The following is a 23,854-nucleotide window of genomic DNA, read 5'->3' as shown; positions in this document are numbered from 1 at the left end:
TTTCGACGAGGAGCGGCCCGCATGAGCCTGTACGACATCCCCCTGAAGACCCTGACCGGGGAGCCCGTCTCCCTCGCCGACTACCGGGACCACGCGGTCCTCGTCGTGAACGTGGCCTCGAAGTGCGGCCTGACCCCGCAGTACGCCGGTCTGGAGCGGCTGCAGAAGGCGTACGGGGAGCGCGGCTTCACCGTGCTCGGCGTGCCCTGCAACCAGTTCGCGGGCCAGGAGCCGGGCAGCGCGGAGGAGATCCAGACCTTCTGCTCGGCGACGTACGGGGTGTCCTTCCCGCTCCTGGAGAAGGCGGACGTGAACGGTGAGGCCCGTCACCCGCTCTACACGGAGCTGACCCGGGTCGCGGACGCCGAGGGCGAGGCCGGGGACATCCAGTGGAACTTCGAGAAGTTCCTCATCGGCAAGGACGGCGGGGTCACCCGGTTCCGTCCGCGCACCGAGCCGGAGGCCGCGGAGGTCGTCTCCGCGATCGAGGCGCAGCTCGCCTGAGGCGGAGCGCTGCCCCCGGACTCCGTCGGCCGACGGGGTCCGGGGGCAGCGGCGTTCTCAGGGGGTACGGGGGGTACGGGCGAGGAGCCGGCAGCGGGCCGGGCCCGCCGCCTGGAGGGTGATCGCGGGCGCGACCGGGACCTCGGCGTCGACGGCCTCGAACGCGTGCCGCTGGAGGATCATCGCCAGGGCGACGACCGACTCCAGCATCGAGAAGTGCTGGCCGATGCAGGCGCGCGGCCCGCCGCCGAAGGGGAACCAGGCGTACCGGGGGCGGGCGGCCTCCGCCTCGGGCGTGAAGCGGTCGGGGTCGAAGCGCTCCGGGTCCTCCCAGTAGGCCGGGTGCCGGTGGGTGACCCAGGGGGCCACGATGACGTCCGCGCCCGCCGGGATGGCGACGCCGTCGATCTCGGTGGCGGCGACGGCGCGGCGGCCGATGGCCGGCGCGGCCGGGAAGAGCCGCATGGCCTCCTTGAGGACCTGGGTGACGTACGGCAGGGAGTCCAGGTCGGCGGCGCCCGGAGTGCGGCCGTCGAGCACCCGGTCGACCTCCTCGTGCGCCCGCGCCTGGATCTCCGGGTGACGGGCGAGGAGGTGGAGGGCGAAGCCGAGGGAGGTCGCGGTCGTCTCGTGGCCGGCGACGAGGAAGACGAGGACCTGCTCGCGCAGCTCGGTGGCGCTGAAGCTGCCGTCCTCGGCGCTCTCGGCCTCGGCGAGGAGCGTGAGGAGGTCCTGTCCGTCGCCGGGAGCGCGGCCGGACTCCCGGCGGTCGGCGATGATCCGGTCGCAGACCTCGTAGAGCGCCTGGTGGACGGCTGCGGCCCTGCGGTTGCCGGGGGTGGGCCAGGTGCGGGGCGTGTTCAGCGGGGAGTAGCCGCGGCGGAGCACGTAGGCGCCGACCTCGGGGAAGCAGCGCTCGACGACCTCGACGGCCGCGTCGACGTCGGTGCCGAAGAGGATGCGGGCGACGGCGCGGAGGGCGAGGCGGGTCGTCTCCTGGAGGACGTCGACGGCGAAGGCCGCGTCCTCGTGCCACTCGTCCATGAGGGCGGTGACCTCGGCGGCGATGGCGGCGGCGTAGCCGTCGACGCGGCGCTTGGTGAAGAGCGGCTGGACGAGCCGGCGCTGCCGGAGGTAGTCCTCGTCCTGGCTGGTCAGCAGGCCGTTGCCGAAGGACTCGCGAATCTCCTGGTAGAAGGCGTTGTCCTTGCGGAAGTTGGCCGATTCGCCGGCGAGGACCTGCTGGGCGCCCTCGGCGGAGAAGACGCCGTAGACGGTGGCGCGGATGCCGGGCGGTCCCGCGGTGATCCGGACGACGTCGCCGTGCTCCCGCTGGGCGCGCAGGAAGGTGCCCAGGGAGTCGTTCTTGAGGTCGAACATGGAGCCGAGCAGCGGTAGTCCCGCGAGTTCGGGCGCTTCGGCCCGGGCGGTGGTGGTCATGATCGGTTCCCCCTTGATCGTCACCGGCGGGGCGATTCTCCCCCAGGACGCAACCCACGAGTAGACCGGGCTGAACACCCGTCCGGATATGGCCGGTTGGTCCGGCCACCGACGGCCGCAGGGCGACTGTCAGTGGCTTCTGCGAGGCTCGTTCCATGGACCGACCCGAGCTCACCCTGCAACTGACGATCGACTGCGCCGACCCCCAGCGCCTCGTGCCCTTCTGGCTGGAGGCCCTGCGGTACATCCCGGATCCGCCGCCCGCGGGACACGCCACCTGGCGGGAGTACTGGCAGTCGATCGGCGTGCCCGAGGACGAGCTGGGCGAGGACGCCGGAGAGCTGCCGGAGTCCATCGTGGACCCGAAGGGCGTGGGCCCCCGCGTCTGGTTCCAGCGGGTCCCGGAGCCCAAGACCGTCAAGAACCGCGTCCACCTCGACCTGAAGGTCGGCGGCGGCCGCGACGTCCCGCTGGCGCTGCGCCGCGAGCGGGTGGACGGCGAGGTCGCCCGTCTGACGGCGCTGGGCGCCACCATCCTGTACCCGATGGACGAGCCGAACGGCATGGACTACTACGCGGTGGTCCTCCAGGACCCGGAGGGCAACGAGTTCTGTCTCGTATGAGCCGGAGGTCAGGGGGGGCGAGGCCGGGCGGGGCGGGGCGGGTGTCCCGGGACGGCCCGCCCCGTCCTGCCTCCGCTCGTCCGCGCCCCCGCTCGTCCCCTACTTCGCCAGCGCGCGGCTGATCACCATGCGCTGGATCTCGCTCGTGCCCTCGAAGATCGTGTAGATGGCGGCGTCGCGGTGCATCCGCTCCACCGGGTACTCGCGGGTGTAGCCGTTGCCGCCGAGTATCTGGATGGCCTGGCCGGTGACCTTCTTGGCGACCTCGCTGGCGTACAGCTTGGACATCGAGCCCTCGGCCGCGGTGAAGGGCTTGCCGGCGGTCGCCATCCAGGAGGCGCGCCAGACGAGGAGGCGGGCCGCGTCGATCTGGGTGGCCATGTCGGCGAGCTGGAAGGCGACGCCCTGGTTCTCGATGATCGGGCGGCCGAACTGCACGCGGGTCTTCGCGTAGTCGAGGGCGACCTCGTACGCGGCGCGGGCGGTGCCGACGGCCATGGCGCCGACCGCCGGGCGGGAGGCCTCGAAGGTGGCCATGGCGGCGTTCTTCACGCGCTCGCCGCCGCCCGCCTTCGCCTTCTCGCGGGCCCGGGCGAGGCGCTCGTCGAGCTTGTCCTTGCCGCCGAGGAGGCAGTGGCCGGGGACGCGGACGTCCTCCAGGACGACCTCGGCGGTGTGGGAGGCGCGGATGCCGTGCTTCTGGAACTTCTGCCCCTGCGAGAGGCCGGGGGTGTTCGGCGGCACGATGAAGGAGGCGTGGCCGCGGGAGCCGAGCTCGGAGTCGACGACGGCGACGACGACGTGGACGTTGGCGATGCCGCCGTTGGTCGCCCAGGTCTTGGTGCCGTTGAGGACCCATTCGTCCTTGGCCTCGTCGTACACGGCCCGGGTCCGCATGGCGGCGACGTCGGAGCCGGCGTCGGGCTCGGAGGAGCAGAAGGCGGCGACCTTGACGTCGTTCGCGTCGCCGTACATCTCCGGGACCCAGGTGCCGATCTGCTCCTCGGTGCCGTTGGCGAGGACGCCGACGGCGGCGAGGCCGGTGCCGACGATGGAGAGCGCGATGCCCGCGTCGCCCCAGAAGAGCTCCTCCATGGTCATCGGGACGCCGAGACCGGTCGGGTCGAAGAACTGCTGGGCATAGAAGTCGAGGGAGTAGATTCCGAGCTTGGCGGCCTCCTGGATGATCGGCCAGGGGGTCTCCTCACGCTCGTCCCATTCGGCCGCGGCCGGACGCATCACATCGGCGGCGAAACCGTGCAGCCAGTCGCGGACCTGCTTCTGGTCGTCGTTGAGATCGAGCGTGAACTCGGCCATAGTTCCCTCCCAGCAGTACGTTACTTGCGGTAACAGCAGTGTGTTACCGGCGGGTACGGGCTGTCAACCTGCGGCGGAGCGGTTCGGGCCGCCCGACACCGGACACCGCGCGGGTGTTACGTTGCGACAGCCTCACGGAATCGCACGGGCGGGGAGACACGCTTATGGACATCACACACCGGACCACCGACCAGCAGAAGCCCGTGGAACAGAGGCGGCGCGAACTGCTGGAGGCGGCGGACCGGGTGGTGCTCCGGGACGGACCCAAGGCGTCCATGAACGCCATCGCGGCGGAGGCCGGCATCACCAAGCCGATCCTCTACCGGCACTTCGGCGACAAGGGCGGCCTCTACCGCGCCCTCGCCACCCGCCACACCGACGCGCTCCTCGCGGCGCTCCGGGCCGCGCTCGACGCCCCCTCGGACCGGCGCAACCGCGTCGAGTCCACCCTCGACACCTACCTCGCCTCGATCGAGGCGATGCCCCAGGTGTACCGCTTCCTCATGCACCCGGCGGAGGAGTCGCACCAGTCCGAGCAGGGCTTCGACGTCGGCCGCCACTCGGCCCCGCTGCTGCGCCGCATGGGCGAGGAGCTCGGCCAGGTCATCGCCGAGCGCGTCGACCTCGGCCCCGCCGCCGAGGTCCAGGCCCGGATCTGGGGCCACGGCATCGTCGGCATGATGCACGCGGCCGGCGACTGGTGGCTCGGCGAACGCCCCTGCTCCCGCGCCGACCTCGTCAGCAGCCTCGCCGACCTCCTCTGGGGCCGGCTCGCGGAGGCCGACGACCTCCCCGGCGGGCCCGGTTTCTAAAAGGCTCGGTTCGCCTCCGGGGCGCTCAAGCCGGGCTCACTCGCCAGGTCCCGCTGACAGGCCCCCGCGGGGTCAGCGGGAACCCTCCAGCGCGGACGCGTCGGCGCCCCACGGCTGCTTGCGGATCGTGCGCAGCAGACGTGACTTGCGCCACCCCGTCACGTGGTCGGCGTAGACCCCGCCCTCCAGGTGGTCGGTCTCGTGCTGGAGGCAGCGGGCGAAGAAACCCGTGCCCTCGATCCGTACCGGAGTGCCGTCCAGCCGGACGCCCTCCACCACGGCGCGGTCGAAACGCGGGGTCGGCGCCTCCAGGCCCGGCAGCGAAAGACAGCCCTCGGGGCCCCGGATCACGTCGCCGTCCGCCTCGACCAGCGTCGGATTCACCACATGGCCCAGGTGGCGCGTGTCCTCGTCGTCGGGGCAGTCGTACACGAAGACCCGCAGGCCCACACCGACCTGGTTCGCCGCCAGACCCACGCCGTGCGCCGCGTACATCGTGGCGAACATGTCCTCGACGAGCCGGGCCAGTTCGGGGCCGAAGTCGGTGACGGGCGCGCAGGGCGCGTGCAGGACGGGGTCGCCGAGCAGAGTCATCGCTCGAACGAGACCGGAACTGCCGGGGATGGGGCGGTTTCGCATGGCCGTAAGGGTACGGTCCGCCGTGACCAGCCTGTTTCGCACGGCCTCTCGGCGGTGCCGCTGTTCGGGCTGCTGGCCGGATCTCGATAGGCTGAGCCCGGACCGACGCAAGGAGGAACAAGAACGATGTCAGGACACCCCGGTAATCCAGAGCCGCTGTCGCCGCGCGCCAAGCTGGCCGTGACGGCGGGCAAGGCCGCGGCCGCGGTGTCGCGTGCGGCAGGTCGCGGCAGCGGATCCGTGATCGGCGGCAAGGTGGCGCTGAAGCTCGACCCGGACCTCCTCGGGCGGCTCGCGCAGCACCTGGACGTCGTCCTGGTGTCGGCGACCAACGGCAAGACGACGACGACCCGGCTGATCGCCGAGGCGCTCCGCGCCGCCGGCCCCGTGGTCTCGAACGCCCTCGGCGCCAACATGCCCGCGGGCATCACCTCGGCGCTGGCCGGCGGCTCGGACTCCAAGTACGGCGTCATCGAGGTCGACGAGAAGTACCTCGCCGGCGTCGCCCGCGACACCACGCCCAAGGTGATCGCGCTGCTCAACCTCTCCCGCGACCAGCTCGACCGCGCCGCCGAGACCCGGATGCTCGCCGAGAAGTGGCGCGAGGGCCTCAACGGCACCAAGGCCGTGGTCATCGCCAACGCCGACGACCCGCTCATCGTGTGGGCCGCCTCCTCCTCCCCCAACGTGGTGTGGGTGGCCGCGGGCCAGGAGTGGAAGGACGACGCCTGGTCGTGCCCCGCCTGCGGCGGTGTGATGCAGCGCCCGGGCGACGACTGGTTCTGCGGCGAGTGCGGCTTCCGCCGTCCCGCGCCGAGCTGGGCGCTCAACGGCGACCACGTGCTCGACCCGCACGGTTCGGCCTGGCCGATCCGTCTCCAGCTGCCCGGCCGCGCCAACAAGGCGAACGCCGCCACCTCCGCCGCGGTCGCCGCGGTCTTCGGGGTGCCGCCGCAGGTGGCCCTGGAGCGCATGTACCAGGTGCAGGCCGTCGCCGGACGCTACGACGTCGTCTCGTTCCAGGGCCGCGACCTGCGGCTGCTGCTCGCGAAGAACCCGGCCGGCTGGCTGGAGACCTTCTCGCTCATCGACGCGCCGCCGACCCCGGTGATCCTCTCCGTCAACGCGCGCGGCGCCGACGGCACGGACACCTCCTGGCTGTGGGACGTGGACTACGGGCGGCTCGCGGGCCACCCGATCATGGTGATCGGCGACCGGAAGCTGGACCTGGCGGTCCGCCTGGAGGTCGCGGGTGTGGACTTCCGCGTCTGCGAGACGCTCGACGAGGCCGTCACGATGGCCCCGCCCGGGCAGATCGAGCTGATCGCCAACTACACCGCCTTCCAGGACGTCCGCCGCCGCGTCGGCAACTGACCCGTAGAGGACTTGCAGCATGAGTGACAGCAGCCTGCGCCTGGTCTGGGTCTACCCGGACCTGCTCAGCACCTACGGCGACCAGGGCAACGTCCTCGTCGTCCAGCGCCGCGCCGAGCAGCGCGGCCTCCACGTCGAGCGCGTCGACGTCCGCAGCGACCAGCCGGTGCCGACCTCCGGCGACATCTACCTGATCGGCGGCGGCGAGGACCGTCCGCAGCGGCTCGCGGCCGAGCGGCTGCGGCGGGACGGCGGCCTCAGCCGGGCCGCGTCCAACGGCGCGATCATCTTCTCGGTCTGCGCCGGCTACCAGATCCTGGGCCACGAGTTCATCAACGACCTCGGCGAGCGCGAGGCCGGCCTCGGCCTGATCGACGTGATCTCGACCCGCGGCGAGGGTGCCCGCTGCGTCGGCGACGTCCTCGCGGACATCGACCCGCGCCTCGGCCTGCCCCAGCTCACCGGCTTCGAGAACCACCAGGGCATCACCCACCTCGGCCCGACGGCCCGGCCCTTCGCCCGGACCGTCTTCGGCAACGGCAACGGCACCGGCGACGGCACCGAGGGCGCGTACAACGACACCGTCTTCGGTACGTACATGCACGGCCCCGTCATGGCCCGGAACCCGCAGATCGCGGACCTGCTCCTGAAGCTGGCCCTCGACGTGAACGCGCTGCCGCCGACCGACGACCGGTGGTACGAGGCGCTGCGCGCCGAGCGCATCGCGGCGGCCACGCAGCCCGCCTGACGCACCCTCACGGGCTCGTACGAACGTACGGTGTCCACTGTGCGGACATCCGTTTCGGCCCCGCCACCCTGCACCGATAGGGTGGCGGGGATCCAGCCGGACGACGTGGTCCGGGAGTCGGCCCACGTTGCAAAGGTTTTTGGGCTATGCGCATTGGTGTGCTCACCTCCGGCGGAGACTGCCCCGGTCTGAATGCCGTCATCCGTTCCGTCGTGCACCGCGCCGTCGTCGACCACGGTGACGAGGTCATCGGCTTCCACGACGGGTGGAAGGGCCTGCTGGAGTGCGATTACCGCAAGCTCGACCTCGACGCGGTGGGCGGCATACTCGCCCGCGGCGGCACCATCCTCGGCTCCTCCCGGGTCCAGCCCGCGCATCTGGTCGGCGGCGTCGAGCGCGCCCGCGGCCACGTCGCCGACCTGGGCCTCGACGCCATCATCCCGATCGGCGGCGAGGGCACCCTGAAGGCGGCGAACCTCCTCTCCGAGGCGGGCCTGCCGATCGTCGGGGTCCCCAAGACCATCGACAACGACATCGCCTCCACCGACGTCACCTTCGGCTTCGACACGGCCGTCACCGTCGCCACCGAGGCGCTCGACCGGCTGAAGACCACCGCCGAGTCCCACCAGCGGGTCCTCGTCGTCGAGGTCATGGGCCGCCACACCGGCTGGATCGCGCTGCACTCCGGCATGGCCGCCGGCGCGCACGCCGTCGTCGTCCCCGAGCGCCCCTTCGACATCGACGAGCTGACCGCCCGGGTCGGCGCGCGGTTCGAGGCCGGCAAGCGGTTCGCGATCGTCGTCGTCGCCGAGGGCGCGAAGCCGGCCGAGGGCTCGATGGACTTCAAGACCGCCGGCACGGACATCTACGGCCACGAGCGGTTCACCGGCATCGCCAACCAGCTCTCCGTCGAGCTGGAGCAGCGCCTCGGCAAGGAGGCCCGCCCGGTCATCCTCGGCCACGTCCAGCGCGGCGGCACCCCGACCGCGTACGACCGCGTCCTCGCCACCCGCTTCGGCTGGCACGCGGTGGAGGCGGCGCACCGCGGCGAGTTCGGCATGCTGACCGCGCTGCGCGGCACGGACATCGTCATGGTCCCGCTGGCGCAGGCCGTCGAGTCCCTGAAGACGGTCCCCGAGGACCGCTACGCCGAGGCGGAGTGCGTGCTCTGAACCACGCCACGAGGCGAGAACCGCCCCCGGTCGCAGTCGCGGCCGGGGGCGGTTCTAGTCTGGTGCGGACAACAAGCGCGAATCGGGCTCCAGGAGTACGCAGATGGATCACAGCGGGCACGGCATGACCATGGATCTGCCGCCGTTCACGCTGGAGCGGGGCCTCGAGTTCTCTCCCGACCTCTTCTTCCTGATCGGCTGCCTCACGGCGCTCGGTCTGTACGGCTGGGGTGTGGCGCGGCTGCGGCGGCGCGGTGACGCGTGGCCGGTGAGCCGGACGGCGTTCTTCACCGTCGGCGTGCTGTCCATCGCCCTGGTGATGTGCACCAAGCTCAACGACTACGGCATGGTCATGTTCAGCGTGCACATGGTGCAGCACATGGTGATCTCCATGCTGTCGCCGATCCTGCTGCTGCTGGGCGCGCCGGTGACGCTGGCGCTGCGGGCGCTGCCGGTGGCGGGCCGGGGCGCGACGGGGCCGCGCGAGCTGCTCCTGAAGCTGCTGCACAGCCGGTACATGAAGGTGGTCACGCACCCCGGCTTCACGATCCCGATGTTCATCGCGAGCCTGTACGCGCTGTACTTCACGCCGCTGTTCGACTTCCTGATGGGCTCCAAGCCCGGGCACATCGGGATGATGGTGCACTTCCTGATGGTCGGCCTGGTCTTCTTCTGGCCGATCATGGGCGTGGACCCGGGCCCGCACCGGCCGGGCTACGTGATGCGGATGCTGGAGCTGTTCGCGGGCATGCCGTTCCACGCGTTCTTCGGCATCGCGCTGATGATGGCGAGCCAGCCGATGGTCAAGGTGTACGAGAACCCGCCCGCCTCGCTGGGGATCGACGCCCTCGCCGACCAGAACGCGGCGGGCGGCATCGCCTGGGCGTTCAGCGAGATCCCGTCCGTGCTCGTGCTGATCGCGCTGGTCTACCAGTGGTACCACTCCGAGCAGCGGCAGGCGGTCCGCATGGACCGGGCCGCCGACCGGAACGGGGACAAGGACCTGGAGGAGTACAACGCCTACCTGGCCTCGCTCCAGGCCCGGAGCCGCTGACCTGACCGCGGTCCCGGCGTACGCCGGGGCGTCCGGGGAGTAGCGCGCGCCCCCCTTCCGGGGTCACGATGGGGACGACGACTTCCGCGGCTCCGGCCGGGAGGAGGCGGATCGATGTCCGGTCCCACGAAGACGATGGCGGCGCTCACCGGCGCGGCGCTGGTGCTGACGACGACCTACACGGTGGCGCTCGGCAGCAGCGGCTGGCTCTGGTTCGGTCTGGTGGTGCTGGTGGTGGCCACGATCGGGATGGCGGCCGCCGACAGCTCGATTCCGACCGCTCCGCCCCGCCGACGCCCACCGGGCCGGCCGGGCACGACGCAGCCCTGACCGCTGACTCGCTGAGCCGCTGAGCCGCTGAGCCGCTGGGCCATTGACTCGCATGCCCGCGCCCCGCTGACCCGCGCGGTGTCTAGCCGCGCGGTGCGAGGACGACCCAGGTCTGTCCCGGGGCGAAGGTGAGGGGCGCTCCGTCCGGGGTGGTGAACGTGGTGTCCGCCGCGGCCGACGGGCGGGACCAGCGGGCCTCGTACGAGCGGCCGTCGCGCAGGACGACAGCGGTGCCGCTGCCGGTGGTCTCGGTGTACGGGGAGACCGCGCCGAACCGGTCCTGGAAGCGGGACGGACGGATCGTGACGCGCTGGACGACGACCGTCTCGGGGGTGAGGGGGCCGGAGTCCGTGGCGCGGGCCTCGCGGCCGTCCATCGCGACCCGCCAGGCGCGGTCGGCGGCGGACCAGGTGAAGGTGTAGCGGGCGGCGGGGAAGCGGACGGTCGAGGAGTCGACCGGGGTGCCGCCGCCCGGGGCGGGCCCGAAGCGGAATCCGATGTCCTGGGCGTTCTGGGCTCCCGGGTCGGTGGCGAGGGCGCGTTCCGGGAGGACGTAGAGGTTGTGCGGGGCGGCCCGGTCCGGGGAGCGCCGGAACGCCCCGGGCGCGGTGGACTCGGTGACGAGGTGCAGCGGGGCGGCGTTCAGGAGGGGGTTCAGGGCGGACTGCGCGCCCGAGTAGGCGAGCACCGGCCGGCCGAAGGGGGCGAGGAGCGAGATGTCGGATTCCCGGGCGCTGCGGACGGGTCCGGTGAGCTCGGGGAGCCGGGAGGAGTAGACGGCCAGGAGCCGGGTCACGCCGCCCTCGACCTGTTCGACGTAGACGACGTCGGCGGAGCCGAGCCCGGTGTGGGGGCGGGCCGCCGGCACGTTGTCGATCTTCACGGCGAGGACGGGGGCCGGGCGTGCGGGGAGCCCGGTGAGCGGTGAGCGGGCGGTGGGCGCGGGGGCCGTCGTGGGCGGCGTGGTGCCGGGCACGGGGGCCGTGGTGGCCGGTGGGGGCGTCGGGGTGGGGCTCGGCTCGCGCGGGCCGGGGTCGGAGCAGCCGTACAGCCCGGCCGCCGTCATCGCGCAGAGCAGCGCGGTGAGGACACGGCCGGGGCGTCTGGTCCCTCGGTGGTCCGTCATGGTGACGCTCCTCCACCAGTGGACCACGGGCCCGCGTGCCGATACAACGGGCATGACGGACGACGAACGGGGGTCGCGGGTGTTCTACCACCTGTTGAAACACGTACTGCTGGGTCCGCTCCTCAGGCTGCTCTTCCGACCGCGGATCGAGGGGCTTGAGCACGTGCCCGCCGAGGGCGCGGCGATCGTCGCGGGCAATCACCTCTCCTTCTCCGACCATTTCCTGATGCCGGTCGTGCTCGACCGGCGGATCACCTTCCTGGCCAAACAGGAGTACTTCACTGGTCCGGGCATCAAGGGCCGGCTCACGGCGGCCTTCTTCCGGGCCGCCGGGCAGATCCCGGTGGACCGGTCCGGGAAGGAGGCCGGTCAGGCGGCGATCCGTGAGGGGCTCGGCGTCCTGGACAAGGGCGAGCTGCTCGGCATCTATCCCGAGGGGACGCGCTCCCACGACGGGCGGCTCTACAAGGGCAAGGTGGGGGTGGCCGTGATGGCGCTGACCGCCGGGGTGCCGGTGGTGCCGTGCGCGATGGTCGGCACCTTCGAGATCCAGCCGCCGGGGAAGGTCGTGCCGCGGATCCGCCGGGTCACGATCCGCTTCGGGGCGCCGCTGGACTTCTCGCGCTTCGCGGGGTCGGCGGGCGAGCGGGCGGTGGTCCGCGCGGTGACCGACGAGATCATGTACGAGGTCCTGCGGCTGTCAGGGCAGGAGTACGTGGACGAGTACGCGGCCGTCGTGAAGGCGGCGGAGGCGGGTGACGACGTGCCCGCGCGAAAGTTCCGCCGCCGAGAACGCTGAGGGCGGATCCGCGCACGGCGGAATCCCCTGGGCCGGTGCTCCTGCCGGCCGTAGCGTCGCGATCATGACCAAGGGAAACGCGTTCGTACTCGGTGGATCGGGACAGGTGGGGCGGGCGGCCGTGCGGGCCCTCGTCGCGGACGGCTGGGAGGTGACGGCCGCCTCGCGGGGCGGCGCCAGGGACGAGAGGTGGCCGGACGAGGTCCGGTCGGTGCGGCTCGACCGGACCGAGGAGGGCGCGCTCGCGGCGGGCCTGGGCGACGGCTGTGACGTGCTCGTCGACATCGTCGCGTACGACGGCGGGCACGGCAGGCAGCTGACGGGTCTCGCCGACCGGATCGGCTCGGCGGTGGTGGTGTCGAGCGGCGCCGTCTACGAGGACGCGCAGGGCCGCAGCTTCGACACCCAGGACCGGCCCGACGGCTTCCCCGCCTTCCCGGTGCCGACCCCGGAGGAGTGGCGGACGGTCGCGCCCGGCGACACGACGTACGGCACGCGGAAGATCGCCCTGGAGCGGGAGCTGCTGGCGGCGGGCGACGCGCTGCCGACGACGCTGCTGCGCGCGGGCGCGATCCACGGTCCGTACAGCCCGGGTCCGCGCGAGCTGTGGTTCGTCAAGCGGGTGCTCGACGGGCGGCCGGTGCGGATCCTCGCGTACGGCGGTACCTCGCGGTTCCACCCGGTCCACGTGGACAACCTCGCGGAGCTCGTCCGGCTCGCGGCGGCGAAGCCGGGCAGCCGGGTGCTCAACGGCGGCGACCCCGAGGCGCCGACGGTGGCGGAGATCGGGGCGGCGATCGACGCGGTCATGGGGGTGTCGAGCGAGACGGTCCTGATGGACGGGGAGCCGGACGGCACGGTGGGGGCCACGCCGTGGACCGCGCCGCATCCCATCGTCTACGACATGACGGCGGCCGAGCGGGAGCTGGGGTACCGGCCGGTGGTGTCGTACGTCGAGACGCTGCCGGAGACGGTGGCGTGGCTGACGGCGCACCTGGGCGACCGGGAGTGGCGGGAGGCCTTCACGGGGCTCGCGAAGTACGGCGTGGACCTGTTCGACTACGCGGCGGAGGACGCCTGGCTGGCGTCCCGGGGCTGACGTACGGGGAAGAGGGGCGGCCGTCGGACGGCCGCCCCTCTTCTCATCGCTGCGCGAAGGCTGTTACGGCTTCGGGGTGGCGTGCGGGGCGCACGTCTGGTCCGTCGCGTCCAGCTTGCCGCTCAGCAGGTAGGCCTCGACCTTGGTGTTGATGCACGGGTTGAGGAGGCCGGTGATGCCGTGCGAGCCGGCGTCCTTCTCCGTGATCAGGCGCGAGCCCTTGAAGCGCTTGTGCAGCTCGACCGCGCCCTCGTACGGCGTGGCGGCGTCGCGCTCGGACTGGGCGATGAGCACGGGCGGCAGGCCCTTGCCGGTCTTCACCTCGGTCGGGCGCTGGCGCGGGGCGGACCAGGTCGCGCAGGGGAGGTTCATCCACGCGTTGGCCCAGGTCATGAACGGGTACTGCTCGTGGAGGCGGGAGTTGTCCCGGTCCCACTTCTTCCAGCTGGTCGGCCAGGGGGCGTCGGCGCACTCGACCGCGGTGTAGACGGCGTTGCCGTTCTCCGAGGCGATGTTGCCGGCCGTGTCGGTGGGGTCGGAGGCGGCCGACTCGATCAGCGGCTGCGGGTCACCGGCGGCGTACGCGCTCCAGGCCTGGGCGACCGGGGCCCACATGGAGTCGTAGTACGGGGCGTTCTGGAAGAAGCCGATGAGCTCGGCGGGTCCGACCTTGCCGCCCAGGGGCTCCTTCTTGGCGGCGGCGCGCAGGGTCTCCCACTGCTGCCGGACCTCCGCCAGGGTGTCGCCCAGGTGGTAGGTGGCGTCGTTCTGGGCGACCCAGGTCATCCAGTCCGTGAGCCGGCCCTCGAAGGCGATGTCCTGGCCGAGGTTGGCCCCGTACCAGATCGAGCGCTTCGACGGGTTGACGACGCTGTCCAGGACCATGCGGCGGACGTGCGTCGGGAACAGGGTGCCGTAGACCGCGCCGAGGTAGGTGCCGTACGAGACGCCGACGAAGTTCAGCTTCTTCTCGCCGAGGGCGGCCCGGACGACGTCGAGGTCGCGCGCGGTGTTGGGCGTGGTCATGAAGGGCAGCATGTCGCCGCTCTTCTCCTCGCAGCCCTTGGCGTACTCGGCGGCGAGCTTGCGCTGCGCCTGCTTGTCGGCCTCGCTGTCGGGGACCGGGTCGAGCTTGGGGCCCTTGACGAACTCGGTCGGGTCGACGCAGGAGATGGGGGCGGAGTGGCCGACGCCGCGGGGGTCGAAGCCCACGAAGTCGTACGCCTTGGCGGTGTTCGCCCAGATCGCGTTCTTGGTGGTGACGCGGCGCGGGAAGCGGAGGCCGGAGCCGCCGGGGCCGCCCGGGTTGTAGAGCAGCGCGCCCTGGCGCTCGGCGGGGGTGCCGGTGGCGTTGATGCGGTCGACCGCGATCTTGATCTTCTTGCCGTTGGGCTTGGCGTAGTCGACCGGAACGGTGACCCAGCCGCACTGGATCGGCTTCTCCAGGCCCCAGTCCGCCGGACAGTCCTGCCAGTCGATGCCCGTCTGGGCGGCGCGGGCCGCGGCGACGGCGACGCCGATCGCTTCCGCGTCGCGCAGGTGACGGTTGCTGTCGGCGTTCGCCGCCGGGGCCGCGAGCGCGCCCAGGACGAGCGTGCCCGCTATCAGGGTGCCGGCCGAGCCGAGCATTGCCGTACGTCTCATGTGTCTCCCCCAGGATGGGCGCCGCCCCCGTGGCAGCGCCGCTGTGTCGGGCTGTCCGGGGGATCCTTTCGTCCCTGGGGCACACGAGGTAAGGGCGTACATGTGTTTCTTTACCGAACCAATAACCGGAGAGGCGTGTACCGCTGAGCGGTGACCTTCCGAAACCGCGTCACCGCGGGGCGAGTTCGGCCACGGCGGTGTCGAGGAGGCGGCGCAGCGCGAGGGCGTCGGGGGCGACGGCGGTGACGAGGGCGGCGGGGCCGGCGAGCGGGGCGATGACGGCCCCCTCGCCGAGAAGTCGGGCTTCCACCGGTTTGTCCGTGAAGTCGGGGTCGACGACGAGCAGTTGGCCGGTGGCCCGGTGACCGCCGAGGACCGCGCCGCCGTCCCAGCCGTCGGGGGCCCCCGGCCCGTACGCCAGCTCCTGGTCGAGCAGGGGCCGGCCGGCGCGGCGGACGGTGAGGCGGGTGACGAGGGTGCCGGGCGGTTCGCCGTGCCGGCCGAGGATCTGTTCCTCGCGGAGGACGAGCCGGGCCGTGGGGGCGAGTTCGACGGTGGTGCGCATCCGCAGGTCCGAGCCGTGGGCGGAGACCAGCTGCTCGGGCAGCCAGCGCAGGACGCCGTCCTCCCCCACGGCGATCCGGACGTCGTACGTGGCGGGCTCGGCGCTCCGGCCCGGCAGGGCGAGGGTGGCGGCGGCCGAGTCGACCAGGAGCCGGGCCCCGTCCCGTACCTCGGTCTCGATCGCGAGCCGGTCACCGCCGAGCGGGGCGCTCATCGCCCCGACGACGGTGACCCGGGTCCAGCCGGCGGCGGCCCGGGTGCGGCGCAGGGCGAGGGGGCCGTCGCTCTCCAGGAGCGGCAGCCCGCCGTCGGCCGCGGCCGCGATCCGTGCGGTGGCGCGCAGGCTCACGCGGTCCGCGCCCCGGCCGCGGTCCATGCGTCGAGCCGGCCGCGGACCCAGTCGGCGACGGGCCCGACGCCGTTCTCGGCGCGCAGGGAGGTGAAGGCGACGGGCAGGTCGCCGCGCTGCTCCTTCGCGTCGCGGGCCATCCGCTCCAGGTCGGATCCGACGTAGGGGGCGAGGTCGGTCTTGTTGACGACGAGGAGGTCGGCGGTGGTGACGCCGGGGCCGCCCTTGCGGGGGATGTCGTCGCCGCCGGCGACGTCGATGACGAAGATCTGGGCGTCGACGAGGCCCTTGGAGAAGGTGGCGGTGAGGTTGTCGCCGCCGGACTCGACGAGGATGAGGTCGAGGGGGCCGACGGTCTCCTCCAGCTCCTCGACGGCTTCGAGGTTGGCGGAGATGTCGTCGCGGATGGCGGTGTGCGGGCAGGCGCCGGTCTCCACGGCCTGGATGCGCTCGGGCGGCAGGACGGCGTTGCGGAGGAGGAACTCGGCGTCCTCGCGGGTGTAGATGTCGTTGGTGACGACGGCGATCGAGAGGGTGTCGCGCAGGACCCGGCAGAGGGCGGCGACGGTGGCGGTCTTGCCGGAGCCGACCGGTCCGCCGAGGCCGATGCGCAGGGCGCGGCGGGTGCCGTCGGGGCGGTGGGCGTCGGCGGAGACCGCCGTGTGGTGGCTGTGGCCGTGGTCGAGGTGCATGGGGCGGCTCCCTTGGGGGCGGTTCGGGTCAGGAGGCGAAGAGGCGGACGGGCCAGGTCGCGTGCTGTTCGGCGGTGAGGTCGAGCAGCGGCGCGGAGGCGGCCGGCAGCGCGTCGACGCCCTGCCGGGCGGCGGCGGCCGCGCGTGCGGCGACGCGGTCCATCTCGGGCGCGAGGCGGGCGAGGACGGCGGTCGCCTGGTAGGGGTCGAGGCTGAGGAGGCGTACGGCGGCGGTGGCGGGGCCGCCGACCGTCTCGTAGGCGACGCAGTGGGCGGCGTCCTCGGGGTCGAGTCCGGCGGCCCGGGCGGTGGTGCCGAGGACGACGGGCTGATGGGCGCCGCGCGGGAAGGCCGCCGCCAGGGCGTCGAGTTCGGGGCTCGGCCAGGTGGCGCGGGCGGCCCGCATCAGCTGGCGGCCGAGCTTGCGGGCGGCGGCGCGCAGGGCGGGTGAGGCGGTGCGGGCGTCGGCGGCCGCGTCGAGCTCGTACGGGTCGAGTCCGAGGGCGGCGGCCGCGGCCAGGCCCGCCGAGGTGAGCCCGGTGGTGTGGAGCCGGCCGCGGCAGAAGGCCTCCAGACCGGCCGCGTCGGTGATGCGGCCGGCCTTGACCGCCGCCTCCGCGCCGCCGGAGTGGGCGTGCCCGCCGGCGGGGAAACGCCCGTCGGCGAGCACGAGAAGGGCCGAGCGTGACGTCATCGGGACCACGTCAGAAGAGGAAGTAGCGCTGGGCCATGGGCAGTTCGGCGGCGGGCGCCGGCTCCACGGGGTCGCCGTCGATGGTCACCGTGAAGGTGTCGGCGTCGACCTCGACCCGCGGCAGGGCGTCGTTCTCCCGCATGTCGGCCTTGGTGACCCGTCGGGTGTCGCCGATCGCGGTGAACTCCTTGTGGAGGCCCAGCTTCTGGGGCAGGTCGTCCTCGATCGCCGCCCGAGCCGTGAAGTTGAAGGAGCCGGCCGCGGCCGCCCTGCCGAGCGCGCCGAACATCGGGCGGGGCAGGACGGGCTGCGGGGTGGGGATGGAGGCGTTGGCGTCGCCCATCTGCGCGTACGCGATCTGGCCGCCCTTGACGACGACGAGCGGCTTCACGCCGAAGAAGGCGGGCTCCCAGAGCACGAGGTCGGCGAGCTTGCCGGTCTCGACCGAGCCGATGAGGTGGCCCATGCCCTGGGCGACGGCCGGGTTGATCGTGTACTTGGCGATGTAGCGGCGGGCCCGGTGGTTGTCGGCGCGACCGTCGCCGGGCAGGGCGCCGCGCCGCTTCTTCATGACGTGGGCGGTCTGCCAGGTCCGCATGATCACCTCGCCGACACGGCCCATGGCCTGGGCGTCGGAGGAGATGATCGAGATGGCGCCCAGGTCGTGGAGGACGTCCTCGGCGGCGATCGTGGAGGGCCGGATGCGGGACTCGGCGAAGGCGAGGTCCTCGGGGACGGCCGGGTTGAGGTGGTGGCAGACCATCAGCATGTCGAGGTGTTCCTCGATGGTGTTGACGGTGTGCGGGCGGGTCGGGTTGGTCGAGCTGGGCAGGATGTACGGCTCGGAGACGACGGTGATGATGTCGGGAGCGTGCCCGCCGCCGGCGCCCTCCGTGTGGTACGCGTGGACGGTCCGGCCCGCGATGGCGGCGAGGGTGTCGTCGACGAAGCCCGCTTCGTTCAGGGTGTCCGTGTGGATGGCGAGCTGGGCGCCGGTCTCGTCGCAGACGCTCAGACAGGCGTCGATGACGGCCGGGGTCGCCCCCCAGTCCTCGTGGATCTTGAACCCGAGGGCGCCGCCGCGGAGCTGGGAGTGCATGGCCTCCCGGGACATGGTGTTGCCCTTGCCGAGCAGACCGATGTTGACGGGGAAGGTGTCCAGGGCCTCGAACATCCGGGCGAGGTGCCACGGGCCGGGCGTGATGGTGGTCGCCTTGGTGCCCTCGGCCGGTCCGGTGCCGCCGCCGACGAGCGTGGTGACGCCGGTGGCGAGCGCCTGCTCGATGACGGTCGGGGAGATGAAGTGGACGTGGGTGTCGACGGCGCCGGCGGTGACGATCCTGCCGTTGCCGACGATGATCTCGGTCTCGGGGCCGATCACGAGGTCGGGGTGGACCCCGTCCATGGTGTCGGGGTTGCCGGCCTTGCCGATGCCGGTGATCCGGCCGTCGCGGATGCCGATGTCGGCCTTGACGACGCCCCAGTGGTCGATGATCACGGCTCCGGTGATCACGGTGTCGGGGGCGCCCTCGGCACGGGTCGTACGGGCCTGGCCCATGGACTCGCGGACGACCTTGCCGCCGCCGAAGACGGCCTCCTCGCCGGCGCGGCCGGGGCCGCCGCTGCGGTCCTCCTCGATCTCGACGAGGAGGTCGGTGTCGGCGAGCCGGATGCGGTCGCCGGTCGTGGGGCCGAACAGGTCGGCGTAGACGGCGCGGTGCAGGTCAGGCACGGGGGCCTCCGTTCGGGCCGGTGACCCCGGCGGAGTGGGCATCGGCGCCGAAGGAGCCCTGGGCGTCGCCGTCGAGGGGTCCCGCGGTCTCACCACGCAGGCCCGGGACGATCCGGCGGCCCGCGATCGGGACGAGCTCGACCTCGACGGGGATGCCGGGTTCGAAGCGGACGGCGGTCCCGGCGGCGATGTGGAGCCGCTGTCCGCGCGCGCCGGCCCGGTCGAACTCCAGGCCGGGGTTGACCTCGGCGAAGTGGTAGTGGGAGCCGACCTGGACGGGCCGGTCGGCGGCGTTGAGCACGGTCACGCGGGTGACGGGACGCCCCTCGTTGAGGGCGACGGGGTCCTCCGCGTACAGGATCTCTCCGGGGATCATCGGCGCGTCCCCGTCAGATGATCGGGTCGTGGACGGTGACGAGCTTGGTGCCGTCCGGGAAGGTCGCCTCGACCTGGACGTCGTGGATCATCTCGGGGATGCCGTCCATGACGTCCGCCCGGGAGAGCACCTTGCGACCGGAGGCCATGAGTTCGGCGACGGTGCGGCCGTCCCGGGCGCCTTCCAGGATGTGCGAGGTGATCAGGGCGACGGCCTCGGGGTGGTTGAGCCTCACACCCCGCGCTCGGCGCTTCTCGGCCACGTCGGCAGCGACATGAACGAGCAGGCGTTCCTGTTCGTGCGGGCTCAGTTGCACTCTTCCACCTCACAGTCGTCGACCGGGACGGGACCCGGACAGCTGCGGACCCTACCCAGCTTCAACACTCTGTTGAGCTGCGAAGAAGCGGTGCGCGGCGAGACATTGCACGTTAGGGCGGAAGTTTTTCCGGCTCGTTAACTCCGGCTTTGCGATTTCATGATCATCGCGCGGAGGGGCGGCAAGACACCCCCTAGGAGACTCCGGGGTCGCGGTGGTGGGCGGCGATGCCGAAGCGGCGCTGTTCGCCCGTGGCGGAGTCGATCGGCCGCAGGGCGGAGACCGAACTGATCACCCGCTCCTCCGCCGGCTCGCCGGCCGTCTCCAATGCCTCCAGGTCAGCGGCCGAGACCAGGGCGACGAGCGGCTTCCCGTGACGGGTGACGACCACGCGCTCACCGCCGTATACGACGCGGTTGATCAGGTCGGCGAGCTCAGCCCTCGCTTGCGTCACCGGGATCTCGTAGGTCATGCTCCCCATCTTACGGGCTGTACGTCCTGTACATTTTTTACAGACAGACCGATGGAGGCTCTCAGCCATGGACGCTCGCTACGTTCTGCCCGAGTTCACGGAGCGGACCAGCTTCGGGACCCGGACCCTCGACCCGTACTCGAAGCTTCTCGAATCGCGGATCGTCTTCCTCGGCACGCCGGTCGACGAGACCTCGGCCAACGACGCCATCGCCCAGTTCCTCTACCTCGACCACGCGGCCCCGGGGCAGGACATCTCGCTCTACATCAACTCCCCCGGCGGCTCGATCAGCGCCATGACCTCCATCTACGACACGATGCGGACGCTCTCCTGCGACGTGGAGACCACCTGCCTGGGCCAGGCCGTCTCCACCGCCGCCGTCCTGCTCGCGGCCGGCACCCCGGGCAAGCGCCTGATCCTGCCCGGCGCCCGGGTCACGCTCCGGCAGCCGACCCTGGACGAGCCCCTCCAGGGACAGCTCAGCGACCTCGACCTCCAGGCGGCCGAGTTGCTGCGCCTGCGCGAGCTGGTCGCCGGGATGCTCGTCGAACACACCGGGCAGGACCGGGAGCGGATCGACGCCGACATCGACCGCCTGACCGTCCTGGACGCACCCGCGGCCGTCACCTACGGCCTGGCCGACCACGTCGTCACGAGCCGGCGCGCGGCCGCCGGCGGCACGGCCCGGTGAGCCGGCCGTGGTCCCCGAGCTGCCGCCACTGCCGGCCCTGACCCGGGCCGAGGGTGAACTCGTCGACGCGTACCTCGAAGTCGTCGACCTCCTGGGAAAGATCAATCCATCCAGAGGTACGCATACCTATGGGGCGTTGCGCGCGGCCCAGGCCCTGGTGGGGCGGGCGGAGGCCCTGCGCGAGGCGCTGACGCTCATGCATAAACGGGGCGAGAGCGAGGTCCACGCGGACACATTGGCGCGCGCCCTAAGGGTGTTGGACGGGGAGCGCCGGGCGGACCGCGTCACCGTCCGCCGGACTCGGGCGAGTTGACATATCCGCGTGTCGTGTCGAGGTCCGGTCGGCCGACACGCACCGCAGAAACCCTCCCCCGTTCGGCGTAGTCGACGAGTCGACATATGCAGCGGGCGAGTTGCGCAACAGGTGTACGCATCTGGCGGAATCGAACGTTCCATCGCTGGTACGGGGCTCGTCGGCCAAACCTCCGAAGATCACAAAGGGGTGCTGTCCACCCGAACGGATCAGTCGTGAGGAGCCTCACATATCGCCGTTTCAGCTCGGTTTTCGCCCATGTCGTGGGTCAAGATCCGTGTCGACGACAAGCCCCCGCCACCGCGGCGGGGCGGTCCGGGCGGACGCCGAGTCCTGCCGCTGTCCCGGACGTCTGGTCGACAGGAGTGGATCGGCAGGAGTGGAGGACCCAATCAGTACGGAACGTTCGCGCTGTCCCAGCGAGGCCGTTCCTTGGGGTGAAGCCGCAGCCGCGGCCGGGCATCTTCGCCAGCCCGAACCCGACAGGTCATCCTTCGCAGGCGGCTGACGAAGGGTTGCGCATGACCGCGCAGATGCATGTCCCGTCCCTGCTGTCCCGGGCCGGAGCCGTCTCGGCTCTCACCCTCGCCGCCGTCGGCGGCACGCTGTTCGCCCCAGGTGCGGCAACGGAGGCCCAGGCAGCGACGACACACGCGAACAAGGCACTGAGCGTCGCCGCCGCGAAGAAAGGATCGCCGTACCGGTACGGAAGCACCGGACCCACCCGGTTCGACTGCTCCGGTCTGACGCTCTACGCGTACAAGAAGGCGGGCAAGTCGCTGCCCCGCACCGCGCAGCAGCAGTACAACAAGACCCGGCACATCTCCTCGGCCAGCCGGCAGAAGGGGGACCTGGTCTTCTTCCACTCCGGTGGGAGGGTCTACCACGTCGGCATCTACGCCGGCAGCGGCAAGATCTGGCACTCGCCCAAGACGGGCTCCTGGGTGAAGCTCGACAAGATCTGGTCGTCGAAGGTCTACTACGGCCGCGTCCGGTGACGATACCCGGGCGCTGACGCCCGATGAGGGGTGCGGTGGCGCCGCCGCACCCCCGCTGGGGACGAGCCCTACACCGGGGCCACCCGGGCCGCCGTCCACGGGAGGGTGATCCAGACCGTCTTGCCGCCCTCCTCGGTCGGAGTGACCGAGAGGCGGCCGCCGGCCTCCGCCGCGAGGACGCGGATGATGACCATGCCGCGCCCGTTGTCCTGCTGGACCGCTGCCGGGAGACGGCGGGGCCAGCGGGGATGGCTGTCCGTCACGCCGAGGTGCAGGCGCTCCTCCCGCTCCAGGCGGAGGTCGATCGTGAAGGTCGGCGACTGCCCGAACGTGTGCTGCACGGCATTGGTGGCCAGTTCCGAGACGATCAGCCGGATGGAGTCCGCGATCTCCGCGGCGCCGTCGAGCCCCCAGTCCCCCAGGACGTCCGCGACGTATCTCCGCGCCGTGGGGACCGAGGCGGGATCGCTCGGCAGAGTGACGGATGCTTCCTGATGGTCTGCCATGGCGGCGCTGTCCCTTTCCCGCCGGGGACACCACCCCGGATTGCGCTTCGCGTCAGAGTGCTCCGATCGTCCCGCCCCGTCCGGCGTTCCACCACGATATGTGCGCATCTATCGCCCGAAGCGGTGAACTCTGCTCCCCGGAAACGCTCTTGGGTAGCGGAGTTCACCCGGTCAGACGGCGGCGGGCGCGGTCCGCAGGATGGTGTCGACCGCCCGTTGGAGCTCGGCGTCCGTCAGATCGGCGCGGGCCGTGAGCCGCAGCCGCGAGATGCCGTCCGGCACGGACGGGGGCCGGAAGCACCCGACCGCCAGACCCTGTTCCCGGCAGTCGGCCGCCCAGCGCAGCGCCGCCTCCGGCGAGGGGGCGCGCACCGAGACGACGGCCGCGTCCGGCCGCGCGGCGGTCAGACCGGCCGCCGTGAGGAGCTCGTACAGGGTGGTGGCGACGGTCCGTGCCCGGCCGGCGAGCGCCGGTTCGCCGGCGATCAGACGCAGGCTCGCGAGCGCGCCGCCCGCCGCTGCCGGGGCCAGCCCGGTGTCGAAGATGAAGGTGCGCGCCGTGTTCACGAGGTGCTCGACGACCCGGGCCGGGCCGAGGACCGCGCCGCCCTGGCTGCCGAGGGACTTGGAGAGGGTGAGGGTGGCGACGACGTCCTCGTCGCCCGCCAGGCCGGCCTCGTGCAGGGCGCCCCGGCCGCCGTCGCCGAGGACGCCGAAGCCGTGGGCGTCGTCGACGACGAGCCCGGCGCCGTGCGCCCGGCAGGCGTCGGCGAGCTCCGGCAGCGGCGCCTTGTCCCCGTCGACGGAGAAGACGGAGTCGCTGACCACGAGCGCCCGGTGCTCCGGCCGCGCCTCCAGGGTCTTGCGTACGGCCTCGGGGTCGGCGTGCGGGACGACGGCCGTCTCGGCGCGCGCGAGCCGGCAGCCGTCCACGATCGAGGCGTGGTTGGAGGCGTCCGAGACGATCAGCGAGTCCCGGCCGCCGAGGGCCGTGAGCGCGGCCAGGTTGGCGGCGTAGCCGGAGGAGAGGACGAGGGCCGCCTCGAAGCCGCAGAACTCGGCGAGTTCGCGTTCGAGCCGGGTGTGCAGCCGGGTCGTGCCGGTGACGAGGCGCGAGCCGGTGGCGCCCGCGCCCCAGCGCCGCGCGGCCTCGGCCGCCGCCTCGGTGACCTCCGGCCGGCGGGTGAGGCCGAGGTAGTCGTTGCTCGCCAGGTCGAGGAGCTCCGACTCGGCCGCCCGGGGCCGCAGCGTACGGACGAGACCGGCCGCCGCCCGGCGGCGCGCCTCTGCGTCGGTCCAGTCGAAAGCGGTCCGGCGCGGGCCCTCGGCCCTGGCGTCGTCGGCCTGTGGCATGCGGCGATCCTTTTGTAGGCAGCGCACAGACCCTAACCGGAGTATGCGGAGGTCGGGATGTGGTCATCCACACACCTCGTTCGGGGGCGTTTGTTCGGATCCTCCTTGGCCCGGGGG

27 protein-coding genes and 1 riboswitch are annotated in these 23,854 nt (G+C 72.3%); of the genes, 13 read left to right on the top strand and 14 right to left on the bottom strand.

Annotated features, from left to right (window positions below; all coding sequences use genetic code 11):
* Positions 1-21: 21 nt before the first annotated feature.
* Complete coding sequence (locus ACZ6K0_RS27010; RefSeq protein ID WP_376396790.1) at positions 22-504, top strand: glutathione peroxidase; 483 nt, start codon at positions 22-24, stop codon at positions 502-504.
* Positions 505-561: 57 nt separating this feature from the next.
* Here ACZ6K0_RS27010 and ACZ6K0_RS27005 read toward each other — a convergent pair whose 3' ends face one another.
* The gene (locus tag ACZ6K0_RS27005) at positions 562-1,944 is read right to left on the bottom strand and encodes a cytochrome P450 (protein WP_469232473.1); all 1,383 of its coding nucleotides are present in this window, start codon (positions 1,942-1,944) and stop codon (positions 562-564) included.
* 155 nt (positions 1,945-2,099) lie between these two features.
* On the opposite strand from ACZ6K0_RS27005, the gene ACZ6K0_RS27000 reads away from it, so the two are divergent.
* Positions 2,100-2,567 (top strand): VOC family protein, encoded by a 468-nt coding sequence (locus ACZ6K0_RS27000; protein ID WP_469232475.1) that lies wholly within the window; start codon positions 2,100-2,102, stop codon positions 2,565-2,567.
* Positions 2,568-2,666: 99 nt separating this feature from the next.
* Here ACZ6K0_RS27000 and ACZ6K0_RS26995 read toward each other — a convergent pair whose 3' ends face one another.
* On the bottom strand, positions 2,667-3,884 hold the full coding sequence (locus ACZ6K0_RS26995; RefSeq protein WP_376396799.1) for an acyl-CoA dehydrogenase family protein: 1,218 nt from the start codon (positions 3,882-3,884) through the stop codon (positions 2,667-2,669).
* 164 nt (positions 3,885-4,048) lie between these two features.
* On the opposite strand from ACZ6K0_RS26995, the gene ACZ6K0_RS26990 reads away from it, so the two are divergent.
* Entirely contained in the window at positions 4,049-4,696 is a 648-nt protein-coding gene (locus ACZ6K0_RS26990) for a TetR/AcrR family transcriptional regulator (RefSeq protein WP_469232477.1), read from the top strand.
* 72 nt (positions 4,697-4,768) lie between these two features.
* Here the strand turns inward: ACZ6K0_RS26990 and def are convergent, their stop codons facing one another.
* Entirely contained in the window at positions 4,769-5,335 is a 567-nt protein-coding gene (def, locus tag ACZ6K0_RS26985; RefSeq protein WP_376396805.1) for a peptide deformylase, read from the bottom strand.
* A 126-nt stretch (positions 5,336-5,461) separates the two neighbouring features.
* Between def and ACZ6K0_RS26980 the strand changes: the two genes are divergently transcribed.
* The 5 genes from ACZ6K0_RS26980 (at position 5,462) to ACZ6K0_RS26960 (ending at position 10,013) form a co-directional block, all read left to right on the top strand.
* On the top strand, positions 5,462-6,709 hold the full coding sequence (locus ACZ6K0_RS26980) for a Mur ligase family protein (RefSeq protein WP_376396808.1): 1,248 nt from the start codon (positions 5,462-5,464) through the stop codon (positions 6,707-6,709).
* A 19-nt stretch (positions 6,710-6,728) separates the two neighbouring features.
* Positions 6,729-7,457, top strand: coding sequence for a type 1 glutamine amidotransferase (locus tag ACZ6K0_RS26975; RefSeq protein ID WP_356682405.1), 729 nt, complete (start codon positions 6,729-6,731; stop codon positions 7,455-7,457).
* Positions 7,458-7,603: 146 nt separating this feature from the next.
* The gene (locus ACZ6K0_RS26970; protein WP_376396812.1) at positions 7,604-8,629 is read left to right on the top strand and encodes a 6-phosphofructokinase; all 1,026 of its coding nucleotides are present in this window, start codon (positions 7,604-7,606) and stop codon (positions 8,627-8,629) included.
* Positions 8,630-8,732: 103 nt separating this feature from the next.
* Positions 8,733-9,683 (top strand): cytochrome c oxidase assembly protein, encoded by a 951-nt coding sequence (locus ACZ6K0_RS26965; RefSeq protein ID WP_469232480.1) that lies wholly within the window; start codon positions 8,733-8,735, stop codon positions 9,681-9,683.
* 114 nt (positions 9,684-9,797) lie between these two features.
* A complete protein-coding gene (locus ACZ6K0_RS26960; RefSeq protein WP_469232679.1) occupies positions 9,798-10,013 on the top strand; it encodes a hypothetical protein in 216 nt (71 codons plus the stop codon).
* A gap of 82 nt (positions 10,014-10,095) precedes the next feature.
* Here ACZ6K0_RS26960 and ACZ6K0_RS26955 read toward each other — a convergent pair whose 3' ends face one another.
* The gene (locus ACZ6K0_RS26955) at positions 10,096-11,139 is read right to left on the bottom strand and encodes a DUF3048 domain-containing protein (RefSeq protein ID WP_376396818.1); all 1,044 of its coding nucleotides are present in this window, start codon (positions 11,137-11,139) and stop codon (positions 10,096-10,098) included.
* A 79-nt stretch (positions 11,140-11,218) separates the two neighbouring features.
* Here ACZ6K0_RS26955 and ACZ6K0_RS26950 point away from each other — a divergent pair, with 79 nt between their 5' ends.
* Positions 11,219-11,938 carry a lysophospholipid acyltransferase family protein gene (locus ACZ6K0_RS26950; RefSeq protein WP_376397287.1) on the top strand — a complete coding sequence of 240 codons (720 nt, stop codon included), beginning with the start codon at positions 11,219-11,221 and terminating at the stop codon, positions 11,936-11,938.
* A 64-nt stretch (positions 11,939-12,002) separates the two neighbouring features.
* Complete coding sequence (locus ACZ6K0_RS26945; RefSeq protein ID WP_376396821.1) at positions 12,003-13,037, top strand: NAD-dependent epimerase/dehydratase family protein; 1,035 nt, start codon at positions 12,003-12,005, stop codon at positions 13,035-13,037.
* Between the two features lie 63 nt (positions 13,038-13,100).
* Here the strand turns inward: ACZ6K0_RS26945 and ACZ6K0_RS26940 are convergent, their stop codons facing one another.
* The 8 genes from ACZ6K0_RS26940 to ACZ6K0_RS26905 all read right to left on the bottom strand — a co-directional run bounded on the left by ACZ6K0_RS26940 (position 13,101) and on the right by ACZ6K0_RS26905 (position 19,876).
* Entirely contained in the window at positions 13,101-14,681 is a 1,581-nt protein-coding gene (locus ACZ6K0_RS26940) for an alpha/beta hydrolase (protein ID WP_376396824.1), read from the bottom strand.
* A gap of 169 nt (positions 14,682-14,850) precedes the next feature.
* Entirely contained in the window at positions 14,851-15,594 is a 744-nt protein-coding gene (locus ACZ6K0_RS26935) for an urease accessory protein UreD (RefSeq protein WP_376396827.1), read from the bottom strand.
* Positions 15,591-16,286 (bottom strand): urease accessory protein UreG, encoded by a 696-nt coding sequence (gene ureG / locus ACZ6K0_RS26930; protein WP_376396830.1) that lies wholly within the window; start codon positions 16,284-16,286, stop codon positions 15,591-15,593. The genes ACZ6K0_RS26935 and ureG overlap by 4 nt, the downstream gene beginning before the upstream one ends.
* A gap of 28 nt (positions 16,287-16,314) precedes the next feature.
* A complete protein-coding gene (locus ACZ6K0_RS26925; RefSeq protein ID WP_469232483.1) occupies positions 16,315-16,980 on the bottom strand; it encodes an urease accessory protein UreF in 666 nt (221 codons plus the stop codon).
* Positions 16,981-16,990: 10 nt separating this feature from the next.
* Positions 16,991-18,712 (bottom strand): urease subunit alpha, encoded by a 1,722-nt coding sequence (locus ACZ6K0_RS26920; RefSeq protein WP_469232494.1) that lies wholly within the window; start codon positions 18,710-18,712, stop codon positions 16,991-16,993.
* Complete coding sequence (locus tag ACZ6K0_RS26915; RefSeq protein WP_469232496.1) at positions 18,705-19,088, bottom strand: urease subunit beta; 384 nt, start codon at positions 19,086-19,088, stop codon at positions 18,705-18,707. The genes ACZ6K0_RS26920 and ACZ6K0_RS26915 overlap by 8 nt, the downstream gene beginning before the upstream one ends.
* Positions 19,089-19,101: 13 nt before the next feature.
* Positions 19,102-19,404 (bottom strand): urease subunit gamma, encoded by a 303-nt coding sequence (locus tag ACZ6K0_RS26910; RefSeq protein WP_351816053.1) that lies wholly within the window; start codon positions 19,402-19,404, stop codon positions 19,102-19,104.
* Positions 19,405-19,597: 193 nt separating this feature from the next.
* Positions 19,598-19,876, bottom strand: a complete 279-nt coding sequence (locus ACZ6K0_RS26905; RefSeq protein WP_376396840.1) for a type II toxin-antitoxin system Phd/YefM family antitoxin — start codon at positions 19,874-19,876, stop codon at positions 19,598-19,600.
* A gap of 67 nt (positions 19,877-19,943) precedes the next feature.
* Here ACZ6K0_RS26905 and ACZ6K0_RS26900 point away from each other — a divergent pair, with 67 nt between their 5' ends.
* The 3 genes from ACZ6K0_RS26900 to ACZ6K0_RS26890 all read left to right on the top strand — a co-directional run bounded on the left by ACZ6K0_RS26900 (position 19,944) and on the right by ACZ6K0_RS26890 (position 21,878).
* Positions 19,944-20,567, top strand: a complete 624-nt coding sequence (locus ACZ6K0_RS26900) for an ATP-dependent Clp protease proteolytic subunit (RefSeq protein ID WP_469232498.1) — start codon at positions 19,944-19,946, stop codon at positions 20,565-20,567.
* Positions 20,568-20,574: 7 nt separating this feature from the next.
* Positions 20,575-20,880 carry a hypothetical protein gene (locus ACZ6K0_RS26895; protein WP_376396846.1) on the top strand — a complete coding sequence of 102 codons (306 nt, stop codon included), beginning with the start codon at positions 20,575-20,577 and terminating at the stop codon, positions 20,878-20,880.
* 339 nt (positions 20,881-21,219) lie between these two features.
* Positions 21,220-21,398, top strand: a riboswitch (cyclic di-AMP (ydaO/yuaA leader).
* Positions 21,399-21,401: 3 nt separating this feature from the next.
* Complete coding sequence (locus ACZ6K0_RS26890) at positions 21,402-21,878, top strand: C40 family peptidase (RefSeq protein ID WP_376396849.1); 477 nt, start codon at positions 21,402-21,404, stop codon at positions 21,876-21,878.
* A gap of 68 nt (positions 21,879-21,946) precedes the next feature.
* Here ACZ6K0_RS26890 and ACZ6K0_RS26885 read toward each other — a convergent pair whose 3' ends face one another.
* Both ACZ6K0_RS26885 and ACZ6K0_RS26880 read right to left on the bottom strand, forming a co-directional pair.
* Complete coding sequence (locus tag ACZ6K0_RS26885; RefSeq protein WP_376396851.1) at positions 21,947-22,384, bottom strand: ATP-binding protein; 438 nt, start codon at positions 22,382-22,384, stop codon at positions 21,947-21,949.
* A gap of 171 nt (positions 22,385-22,555) precedes the next feature.
* Positions 22,556-23,737: an 8-amino-7-oxononanoate synthase gene (locus tag ACZ6K0_RS26880; RefSeq protein WP_469232501.1), complete on the bottom strand. Its 1,182-nt coding sequence runs from the start codon at positions 23,735-23,737 to the stop codon at positions 22,556-22,558.
* Positions 23,738-23,854: the final 117 nt, after the last annotated feature.

It is taken from the genome of Streptomyces sp. NPDC042346 (assembly GCF_055581845.1).
Note: the sequence above shows the minus strand (reverse complement) of the source record. Positions and strands in the feature narration are given on the sequence as shown.